The organism is Candidatus Neptunochlamydia vexilliferae (genome assembly GCF_015356785.1).
GTDB classification, from domain to species: Bacteria; Chlamydiota; Chlamydiia; order Chlamydiales; family Simkaniaceae; genus Neptunichlamydia; species Neptunichlamydia vexilliferae.
Window position 1 is genome coordinate 18,541 of sequence record NZ_JAAEJV010000024.1, and the last position, 10,809, is coordinate 29,349.

The following is a 10,809-nucleotide window of genomic DNA, read 5'->3' on the forward strand; positions in this document are numbered from 1 at the left end:
TGAGAAAAGGCCTCCAATGTTAAGAGCTTTTTGTTTTTCATTAGTTTTTTTAGCTGTTATTTTATGTCAGGGATGTGACGTAAAAGGGGCAAATAACCCTTACGCCTACGCACCAACGGCAAGTAGCTCGGTCTGGCATCCCCCCGAAAAGGCGCGTCGCCGTCTTCCCGATACAGGAGAGCTTGAGCGGGAAGAAGAGGATTACGAACTCTTTTCTAAAGAGGCGCCGATGACCCTCGCTGAAATCATCGACGTGGCCCTTTCACGCAACCCAACCACCCGGCAAAGCTGGGCCGCTGCGCGGGTCAGCGCCGCAGAATATGGCCAATCCCTTCAAGACTTTTTCGTTTTAGCCGACATCGATGGGGATTATGCACGGAGTCGTTATTCTGAATTTACAGGTAGTGACCGGAATATCGTCTATGAAACGCAGTATGGGGTGGAGCTCGATTTGACCTATACGATTTTGGATTTTGGGCAGACCCGGATGACGAGTGAGGCTGCGCTGCAGTCGCTTTATAATGCCGACTGGTCCCACAACAGCCAGATCCAACAAACGATCCAGCTGATCATGACCGACTACTACAACTACCTCTATCAAAAGCAATTGCTTTTTTCGAATGAGCAAGATGTTGTAAATGCAAAAGTCACTTTGGATGCGACGGAGGAAAAGTTCCGCCGCGGATTGGCCGATGTCTCGGACATCGTCCAGGCAAAGACAAACTACTTGTCGCAAAAGCTGGCGGTCGTCAACCAAAAGCAAAACCTCCACAATGCCTACACCGAGCTGACTAATGATATGGGGCTCCCCTCGAATGGAGCCTACTACTTCCAAGACTACCCTGAAAAAATTGTCCCCTTTAAGCTCGAAACCCTCGATAAGCTAATCGTAAAGGCAAACGATAACCGTCCCGACCTGATGGCTGCAGAGGCAGAGGTCAAGTCGAGTATCGCCAGCATGAAAGCGGCCCGCCTCCAAAAATATCCTGTGGTCACCGGAGATTTTAATATTGGACGGCAATATTACAATAGTGGCATCTCCGACCACTACGACTTTGCGGCTCAGGTGAGCCTCACCTTCCCCCTCTTCCAAGGTTTTTTCATCGAAAACACGGTCAAAAAGGCCCGGGCAACGCTTGAAGAGTCGCGCGCTTCCCTCGAGCAGATCAAACTCGACATCATCCAAGAGGTTTCCAACTATCGGAGCGATGTCTCCTACGCCAAAGAGTCGATCGAGTATGCCAAGGCCTACTTGAGCTCTGCTGAAGAGGACTTTAAGGTCAATCTAAAGAAATACCGGGTGGGAACGGGGACGATCATCGATCTGATCAATGCTCAAACATCGGTCGCCGATGCCCGCTCGCAATTGGCGCAGGCGCAAAACAACTGGTACACTTCGGTGGCCAACCTTGCCTACGCCACAGGGGTTCTCTTCAGCCCTAAAGAAGAGGAAAAGACTCCCTACATAGAGTTAATTAAAGATGAGGAAAGTCTCGATGAAAAACCTTCTTTTTAGCCTGTTGATACTCGGTGCGATGGGATGCTCTAAGAAAGCGGCGCCCCCCGCTCCTAAGCCGGTTCCCGTTCAAATGGCTAAGGCCATTGCTAAAGATGTTCCTTACTATATCTCAACGGTGGGGCATATGGAGGCCTATAACATCATCGATCTGATGGCGCAGGCCAATGGCCAACTGATCGAGACCTATTTTGCTGACGGCGATGATGTGAAAGAGGGACAGCTCCTCTACCTCATCGACCAACGTCCCTACTTGGCTGAGCTTGAAAAAGCAGAGGGGCAACTCGAAGAAAATATCGCAAGCCTTGGGTATGCCGAGCGGACTGCGGAACGAAACTCGCAGCTCGTTAAAGATGAGTACATCTCTCAAAATGACTATGACAACTTGATTACCAATGTGATTGTCGATGATGCTTTGGTTAAACAAAGTCGGGCCGATGTCGAAAATGCAAAGATCAACCTCGGCTACACCACCGTCTATGCACCGATGGATGCGCGGGCAGGAGAAAGTCTGATTGATGATGGAAACCTCATCTTAGAAAATGCCGAAACGACCCTGGTCACCCTCAACCAGATCACCCCGATCTATTCCACGTTCTTCGTCAATGAAAAACACCTTCCTGCGGTGCAGCGCTACCGGGCCAAATACAACGATCTAAAGGTCTATGTCACCGTCGATGATCCAGGAACTCCCACCTATGAAGGGTTGTTGACCTTCATCGACAATGGGGTCGACCTATCGACCGGAATGATCAAGATGAAAGCGACCCTTCCTAATCTCGACAAGATCCTTTGGCCCAACCAATATGTGAAGGTGAAGCTCGTCCTTGACACCTTGGAAAATGCCGTCCTCGTCCCTTTCGAAGCGGTTCAGATCAGCCCTAAAACCAAATATGTCTACATCCTTAAGGGAAATGGGACCGTTGAAAGGCGCAATGTCACAGTCGGGCAGATGCAAGAGGACAATACGATCGTCATCACCAAGGGGGTGAAGGCGGGAGAAAAAGTGATCACGGTTGGGCAGGTCAACCTCTTCCCTGGTGCGAAGGTCACCGTTGTGACTAATGAGGGGGATAGATGAGTTTATCTGAACCTTTTATCCGCCGCCCTGTGATGACCACTTTGGTCATGGCCTCCATTCTCTTTTTGGGGATGCTCGCCTACCAAGGACTTCCGGTCAGCGACCTTCCCGATGTCGAGTTCCCTACCATTGAAGTGACCACAAGCTATCCGGGAGCAAGCCCCCAAACGATGGCCGATACGGTCACCTCCCCTTTGGAGCGGCAGTTTGCTTCGGTCGAAGGGATCCAAACGATCGCCTCTTCAAGTACCAATGGAGAATCCACAATCGTCCTTCAGTTCAATCTCGATCGCGATATCGATGCAGCAGCCACCGACGTTCAAGCGGCCATCAACCAAGCCCAACCCGACCTTCCGAACGATCTTCCCAACTTCCCCACCTACAAGAAAACCAATCCAGCCCAAACCCCGGTCCTCTTTATGTCGGTCTCCTCCGATCTCATGTCCCTTGGAGAGCTTTACGACTATGCCTACTCCCTCATGGGACGGCGATTGGGGATGGTCAACGGGGTTTCCGACGTCAATGTCTACGGCTCTTCCTTTGCTGTCCGGGTCCAGGTCGACCCCGACTACCTCTCGGCCCACCAAATCGGGATCAACGAAGTGGCCGATGCGATTGTGAACAGTAACCCCGAGCTCCCCGTTGGTAATCTCTATGGTCCCGATGTCGAATTTACAATCGATGTCGATGGACAAATGAAAAAAGCAGAGGGGTATGCCAACCTCATCGTCCGGAACAACAACCACGCCCTTCTAAAAGTTAAAGATATGGGGCAGGCGGTCAACTCCCTTCAAGATGACAAATACTCCCTGAACTACATCACCCCCGACAGCAAAACCCCTTGCGTCGTAATCGCCATTGTCAAGCAAGCGGGGGCCAATACGATCAAGGTGATCCAAGGGGTCGAAGACCTTCTCGATGAGATCAAGTGGGAGCTTCCCGTCTCGATCAAGCTCGAAACCCTTTTCGACCAGTCGGTCTTTATTATGGAGTCGGTCCATGATGTTGAGCTCACCCTCATCATTGCCTTTATCCTTGTCGTTTTGGTCGTCCTTTTCTACCTCGGCAGGCCGATGGATACCCTCATCCCCCTCCTCGCCCTTCCCATGTCGGTTATCGGCACCTTCGCCTTCATGTATATCTATGGCTTTAGTATCGATATCCTCTCCCTTTTAGCCATCACCCTTTCAATCGGGTTTTTGGTCGATGATGCCATCGTTGTTTTGGAAAATATCCACCGCCATGTCGAGATGGGAAAAACGACCTGGGTCGCTGCCCTTAACGGCTCGAAACAAATTAGCTTTACAATTCTCTCGATGACCCTTTCCTTGGCCTGCGTCTTCATCCCCATGGTCTTTATGGCGGGGATCATGGGGCGGATCTTCCGCGAGTTTGCCATCACCATTGTGACCGCTGTTCTGATCTCCGGGTTTATCTCCCTTTCGCTCACCCCCATGCTTTGCAGCCGCTTTATCGCCCCCCACTCCCAAGGAAAAAAGCTCAACTGGATCGAAAAAATCTCCGATAAGCTCAATAATGGCCTCCTCAATATCTACAAAAAGGGGCTCAACGTTGTCTTCAAACACCGGATCATGACCATCATGGTCGGGGTGGGATCCTTCATCCTCTCCCTCTACCTCGGCATGTCCCTTCCCACAGACTTTATCCCTGGCGATGACCTCGGCTTTATCAACGGGTTTGCCATTGCCTCCGACGCCACCTCCCCCTATAAAATGATCGAGTACCAAGAAAAACTCTCCGATATTGTCCGTCAAGACCCCAATGTCCAAGACCTCGTTGCCGTTGGGGCCATTCCAAGCGATAACCAATCGCTGATCTTCATCCGCCTCAAGCCCTATAGCGAGCGGGCGAGCATGAAGGATACGATTAACGAGCTCCTCGCCAAGCTCCAAAAAGTGCCCGGCGTGAGCATCTTCCTCCGCCCCCTTCCCCTCCTGAACCTCGATGTTGGCACCTCCCAAAGTATGGGGAACTACCAGTATACCCTTCAGGGGCTCGACTCCGACAAGCTTTACACCGACGCCCAAAAGGTGATCGACCAGATGAAACAGTCGTCCGATTTTAGACAGGTGACAAGTGATATGCATAACGATGCCCCCTACCTCGACGTCACCATCGATCGGGACCGCGCTTACGACCTTAACATCTCAGCCAACGCGATCGAGTCCGCTTTTGAGTATGCCTACTCCCAAGGAAAGCTCTCCCAGATCAACGGCGTTTCCGACCAGTACTGGGTCATTATTGAAACGGTCCCTAGCGCCTATAAAGACCCCACCGTTCTCGACAAGCTCTACGTCTCAGCCAGCACCAAAACCGAGATCAATGCGCGGGGCGATAACAACAATATTGGAACCTCTTTTGCAACCCAAGTTCCCCTTTCCGCCGTCAGCTCCTGGGAACAAACGGTCGGCCCCTTAAGTGTCGCCCACATCAACACCCTCCCCTCGGTCACCATCTCCTACGACCTTGGCGCCGGGGTTCCCCTCGGCAATGCCCTCGCTTCTCTCAGTGACATTTCAGATCAAACCCTTTCCAAAGATGTCCATGCAATACAGATCGGCTCCACCGAAATTTTCCAGCAGTCCTTCGCTAGTCTTAGGTTCCTCTTTGTGATCACTATCTTTGCGATCTATGTGATTCTCGGCGCTCTCTACGAAAACTTCATCCACCCCCTTACCGTGATGTCCGCCCTTCCCCCCGCCGCTTTTGGCGCCGTCCTCACCCTCCTGCTCTTTGGGGAGACCCTCTCCCTCTACGCCTTTGTCGGGATGATCATGCTTCTAGGGATCGTCCTTAAAAACGGAATCATGCTTGTCGACTTTGCCAACGAAGGGCTCCACGAAGGGAAGGATACCCACACCGCCATCTACGATGCCTGCTGCGCCCGTTTCCGCCCCATTTTGATGACCACCTTCGCCGCCATGATGGGAGCGGTTCCCATCGCCCTCGGCGTCGGTGGCTCAACCGCCCAATCCCGCCGTCCCCTTGGGATGGTGATCGTTGGTGGCCTGATTATTTCCCAGATCATCACCCTCTACTTCACCCCGATCGTCTTCACCTATCTTGAAGGGTTGCGCCACCGCTACCACGAAAGAAAAAAGCTAAAAGATGGCCCCCCCGAAGAGCTTGGGGATGATACCCCCTAAATGTAAAGCCGCTTTACATCTAAAAACAAGTGATTTAAGGGTTTTTATGTCACAATACCTGTTTTTGTGTCACAATAGGTTTTAGTGACACATTAGAACACCCTGAAGTCAATATGCCTAAAAAAATCCCTAAACAAGAGCTGGACCAGATTTTAGATATTCTATCTCAATTTCCCTCAGGAGCCTCCCTGCAGGATATTATTGGATCCTTAAAGATTGCTATAAAAATGTTTCGATCAAAAAAAAAGGCCTCAGCTTCTCCCATATCAAATTAGGGATATTAAGGAGGTTTTAAGGGATCATGGCTACTAAGAAAAAGAGTCTTAGCTACTATCTTAATCTAAACTGGAGTTATACGGTCGAGCAGGAGACTTATAATAGGAAGACCTATTATATTATCCGAGTCAATGAACTCCCAGGTATTTGCACCGATGCTGATACTATTGAAGAAGGGATGAAGCTTATCAAGGAAGCTATTAAAGGAGCTATTAAGCTCTATTTAAAGCAAGGCGACCCTATTCCAGAACCCGTTGACAAAAAGAAGTTCAAAGGAAACATTTCCTATAGGACAACCGCTGAAAGACACTACTTATTAAGCAAAATTGCTGTTCAAGAACATAAGTCTTTAAGCAAAACTTTAGACCTAATTGTTGACAAAGGAATCGAAGAATTCGGCTTATCCACTAACGCCCGTTAGTGTCTAGCCCCCAAAGTTCTTTGGCGAAATTAACCCGCCTTTTTGATCCTAGGAACCTCTCAAAATCTCGCCTTGTCCATAGACAATCTTATCGATTTTTTGAGGCCCCCAGAACCAAAAATCTGGGTGCAATTTCATCCAGCAACTTTAGGGACTAGACACTAGTTGCGAGGATGAAACGTATCAAAAGCGTCGAAGAGCCGCTTTTTAGAAAGGTGGGTGTACCGCTCGGTTGTTCCAATATCGGCATGGCCGAGCATCTCTTGGATCACCCGGAGGTCGGCCCCATGATCAAGAAGGTGAGTCGCAAACGAGTGGCGGAGGGTATGGGGAGAAATCTCCTTTTCGATCCCCACAACGCGGGCATAGTGTTTCACCCGCTCCCACACCGTTGTCCGCCCAATCCGCTTTCCCCGCTTTGAGAGAAAGAGAGGGCACTCTTTTCCCCCATCATCTCGAAAGTTTGCCAGATAGTGATCGATCGCTAAAAGGGCCTCTTCCCCAATGGGCACTACCCGCTCTTTCCCCCCTTTTCCCCGCACACGAATCTCGGTATCTCCCACATCATGAACACTGAGTCCACAAAGCTCACTCACCCGGATCCCCGTTGCATAAAGGGTTTCCAAAATCGCCTTGTCGCGGGCTCCCTCTTCACATTCCCTATCGGGCGCGTGAAGGAGGCGTTCCACCTCATCGCTAGAAAGAACTTCCGGAATCAGCTGCCACATCTTAGGAGAGTCTAAAAGGGCTGTGGGATCCTTTGCGACATACCCCTCCCGCTTCAAAAAGCGGAAGAAGACCCTTAGAGCCATCAACGTCCGGTAAACCGAACTACTTGCATATCCCTTTTCCTTAAGTTCCGATAGATGAGAGACGATTGTCTCCTCTTTGATCTCTTGATCTTTTTCCTCTGTGAAGCGGCGGATGTCCCGCTCATACGCCTCGATCGTATTGACCGACAGCCCTTTTTCCGCTCCGATAAAAGAGAGAAAGTCCCCGATACATGTGTTCCAATTCATTCCTTTAGTTTAAAGGAGTCTGCCCTGATTTTCCACTCTTTTTTTCAAAACACAACCAATTTATTTTTAAAAACTTAAGAATAAAATTAAGCAGAACCAACACAGAATCTCCAATAAAATTGGAGATTCTGTTACAATAAAAATTATGAGAGACATACTTGATACCATAGAAACTCCTTACGTAGACTGCCAAACTCTACTTGCTCATCTTTCTAGCTATAAAAATCCTCGGGACTGGATTGCTCGCATGGTCCGAAAAGGGGAGTTACTCCGTTTAAAAAATGGTTTTTTTATTATCACATCTCGATTCCGTAGAGGAAAAGTAGATTATCCCTATGAACAAATAGGAAATCTCCTTTATGGCCCTTCCTATATCAGCTTAGAGTGGGCTCTTTCTTTTTATGGTTTTATTCCTGAGCGTGTATCTGTTGTAACCAGTGTAACAATAGGAAATAACAAAGAATTTACAACACCAATAGGCACCTTCACATACCGCCACTTAAGTAAATCTCGATACACTGTAGGAATTGACCGCAAAGAAATCGAGGGTCAATTAGGAGGGTTTTTAATGGCTACTCCTGAAAAGGCCTTGGCAGACTGGGTGTTTATGACATGTGATGAAATGAATGAAGATGAACTCTTAGAAGATTTACTGGTAGGGAAAAGAATTGAAAAAGAAAACTTGCAATCTCTTAAAAAAGAGGCATTAGAAGAAATAGCAAAACAATACAAATCAGAAACGATAAAAAAGTTATCCAATATCATAAGGAAGTTATGACACAGCCAGCTATTCAAGACTTAATCCATAAATACCGCGATTCACCTCTTAAAAAAAAAGATGTTTTGCGAGAAATTCTCCAACAAAGCGCTCTATTAGGGCTTGCACGTCAGCGATTCTTTGAACATGCTGCTTTTTATGGTGGAACAGCCTTACGCATTCTTTATGGGTTAGACAGGTTTAGTGAGGACCTAGACTTTTCCCTTCTAAGCCCAGAAGCTAAGTTCAATTTCCAGCCATTCCTAGAAGGTCTAAGAAAAGAAATGAGCGCCCTTGGTTTTCATGTCGAAATAAGTGCAAAAAAGAAAGCCCCCCCTATTTTGTCTGCCTTTGTAAAAAGCAATACCCTAAAGCTATTATTAACGATTGAAGAAGAAGGAGGCGCTCAAAAAGGAATTCACCCTGAAGAGAAGATTGCAATCAAGCTAGAGGTCGACACCAATCCCCCTTTAGGTTTTGATGTAGAAACAAAACTTGTTCTAAACCCTACCCCATTTTACATTCTTACCTATCATCCAAGCGATCTTTTTGCAGGGAAAATGCATGCTATCTTATGCAGAAACTGGAAGACGCGTGTAAAGGGGCGTGACTGGTATGATTTAGTGTGGTTTATCTCAAAAAAGACCCCAGCTCATCTATCCCATCTCGCCCAAAGAATGTATCAATCAGGTCATCTCCCTTCAAAAGAAAGCCTTGACCACAAAAAACTGCTAAATCTTTTAGGGGAAAAAATAGAAAGTATAGATTGGGAGCATGCTAAGAATGATGTCCGATCTTTTCTTTACGACCCTAAGGTACTAGATTCTTGGTCTTCTCCCTTCTTTCTCGACCTAATTTCACACCTTAAAACGGTTTAAAACTGATGCTTAGTAGAATCAGAAGTCTGCTCCTTCTGATTCCACCTTAAATAAGAGTAGCCACCGATAATGACATAGATTCCGCTGACGATCGAGCCAACGATGATCGGAGCAAGTCCCCCAGAAAGGGCGATTCCAGCCCCCATTGAGAGGAAGAGAAGGGCATTCATCGCAACAAAAGAGACCTTATCCTTCAGGTCGATATTCCCCGCTTGCCACGCCTTGTAAAGACCATGCAAATCGATCCCAAGCATTCCGATCCCTGTTGCAAGCCACGCTGCTGAAGCAATAATCCCGAGGGTTCCTCCACTCGCAATCGATCCCGTAATGACAGCTGTCATCCCGATGATACAGAACGTAAGCATCGCAACATGGTAAAAACGGCTCCAAGCCATCTCTTTTTTGACCTGCTTAAGGATTACAGCTGCTTCAGCTTTTCCAGGCGTTCTCTCGCCTAGCTCTTTGATCAGCCGAACCGTCTCCTCTCCCGTTTTTCGCGCAAGAACCTTCTCCCGCCCTTTTTTAAAGAGTGGATAGGCATTCTTCAGCTTCTTTAATAGTTCGGTATCTCCTTGAGCTTCTCGCTCTAAAAAGCTCAGATCTTCTCGAGTTAAAACAGAGATGTCCCGATCTTTGTCCTTAACCTTTCCAGCTTTGACTCGATCAACAAACGCCTTCCGCTTCTCATAACTTCCTCGGAGTTCCTTTTTTAAGATCTCAATCTCTTTTCCTGGGTTAGCAGCAAGCTCTTTACCGAAACTCCCGTTTTTGACAAGGCCAATAATACTTGGAATCGCAAGAAAAATATAACCTAACCCAAATGTTGCTGTTCCAAAATGGTTAAAGACCATTGTCGCCACAGTTAAAGCCTTCCCAGAGGTATAGGCCCCTGCGATCGACAGCGCCCGAAAGGTCGAAAATGTCAGCGCACCTAAGGTTTCATTCGGTCCTCGGATCGTATTGACCATTCCAATGACCTTGCCCCAAAGATCTCCCAGCTTCTTAGCTTTCAGGTAGGCTTTAACCCCTTTTACAAAGGTGATCGGACCTGTTAGCATCCCTAGAGCAACAGTCATTCCCACTCCCTGCATCCCAAGAGAGTCAGGACGGCCATGGATCGCATTGGAGAGACTTGCCCCAAAACGACCTACATTGGCAAAGCCGGTGGTCGCATAGGCATACTCCCGCGACGTCCACTTTTCCTTCGGTTTCTTTGGAATAGCGGGAACGGGCACCTCCTCCTGGGAGAGGGGCTTATACCGATATAGGGGTGGCATATATGCCTGAGATTTTCTTACTAACTCTAAAACCATTGTTATTCTTACACTTACGGAATTCCGCACTACTAGTATAGTACATAACAATTTATTTGTCAATCGCTTAAAAAATTTACTTTATACCCATTCCGACTCAAGATTTGGGGGGTTGCCAAAGCCAGCGCTCCAGATTTAGCCCCATCAAAGCAGTCCCCTATCCAGGAGATAGGGGCGATGCAGAGGGGGTTAAAGCTGGAGATGCTGGCTCAGGGAAAACCCAAATCTTGAGTCGGAATGGGTACAACACTGCCAGTATGTATGAAAAAATCATACATACTGCAGGGTTATTTGGTAAAAAAGATTTGTCATAATTCCAAATAGTTGAGATAAGTATTAGCTTCAGCAAGGTACAAAATAGGAGCTAGCTAAATGGGAAAA

At 47.9% G+C, this 10,809-nt stretch carries 8 protein-coding genes; 6 read left to right on the forward strand and 2 right to left on the reverse strand.

The window, feature by feature from the left end:
- Positions 1-16: 16 nt before the first annotated feature.
- The 4 genes from NEPTK9_RS05255 to NEPTK9_RS05270 all read left to right on the forward strand — a co-directional run bounded on the left by NEPTK9_RS05255 (position 17) and on the right by NEPTK9_RS05270 (position 6,461).
- Positions 17-1,516, forward strand: a complete 1,500-nt coding sequence (locus NEPTK9_RS05255; protein ID WP_194847784.1) for a TolC family protein — start codon at positions 17-19, stop codon at positions 1,514-1,516.
- The gene (locus tag NEPTK9_RS05260) at positions 1,497-2,597 is read left to right on the forward strand and encodes an efflux RND transporter periplasmic adaptor subunit (protein ID WP_194847785.1); all 1,101 of its coding nucleotides are present in this window, start codon (positions 1,497-1,499) and stop codon (positions 2,595-2,597) included. Before NEPTK9_RS05255 ends, NEPTK9_RS05260 begins: the two co-directional genes overlap by 20 nt.
- Positions 2,594-5,764 (forward strand): efflux RND transporter permease subunit, encoded by a 3,171-nt coding sequence (locus NEPTK9_RS05265; RefSeq protein ID WP_194847786.1) that lies wholly within the window; start codon positions 2,594-2,596, stop codon positions 5,762-5,764. Before NEPTK9_RS05260 ends, NEPTK9_RS05265 begins: the two co-directional genes overlap by 4 nt.
- Positions 5,765-6,065: 301 nt before the next feature.
- Entirely contained in the window at positions 6,066-6,461 is a 396-nt protein-coding gene (locus NEPTK9_RS05270; protein WP_194847787.1) for a type II toxin-antitoxin system HicB family antitoxin, read from the forward strand.
- Between the two features lie 161 nt (positions 6,462-6,622).
- Here the strand turns inward: NEPTK9_RS05270 and xerD are convergent, their stop codons facing one another.
- A complete protein-coding gene (gene xerD / locus NEPTK9_RS05275; protein WP_194847788.1) occupies positions 6,623-7,480 on the reverse strand; it encodes a site-specific tyrosine recombinase XerD in 858 nt (285 codons plus the stop codon).
- 145 nt (positions 7,481-7,625) lie between these two features.
- Here xerD and NEPTK9_RS05280 point away from each other — a divergent pair, with 145 nt between their 5' ends.
- Positions 7,626-8,258: a type IV toxin-antitoxin system AbiEi family antitoxin domain-containing protein gene (locus tag NEPTK9_RS05280; RefSeq protein WP_194847789.1), complete on the forward strand. Its 633-nt coding sequence runs from the start codon at positions 7,626-7,628 to the stop codon at positions 8,256-8,258.
- Positions 8,255-9,115: a nucleotidyl transferase AbiEii/AbiGii toxin family protein gene (locus tag NEPTK9_RS05285; RefSeq protein ID WP_194847790.1), complete on the forward strand. Its 861-nt coding sequence runs from the start codon at positions 8,255-8,257 to the stop codon at positions 9,113-9,115. Before NEPTK9_RS05280 ends, NEPTK9_RS05285 begins: the two co-directional genes overlap by 4 nt.
- Here NEPTK9_RS05285 and NEPTK9_RS05290 read toward each other — a convergent pair.
- Positions 9,112-10,392, reverse strand: a complete 1,281-nt coding sequence (locus tag NEPTK9_RS05290; protein WP_194847791.1) for a hypothetical protein — start codon at positions 10,390-10,392, stop codon at positions 9,112-9,114. The genes NEPTK9_RS05285 and NEPTK9_RS05290 overlap by 4 nt on opposite strands.
- Positions 10,393-10,809: the final 417 nt, after the last annotated feature.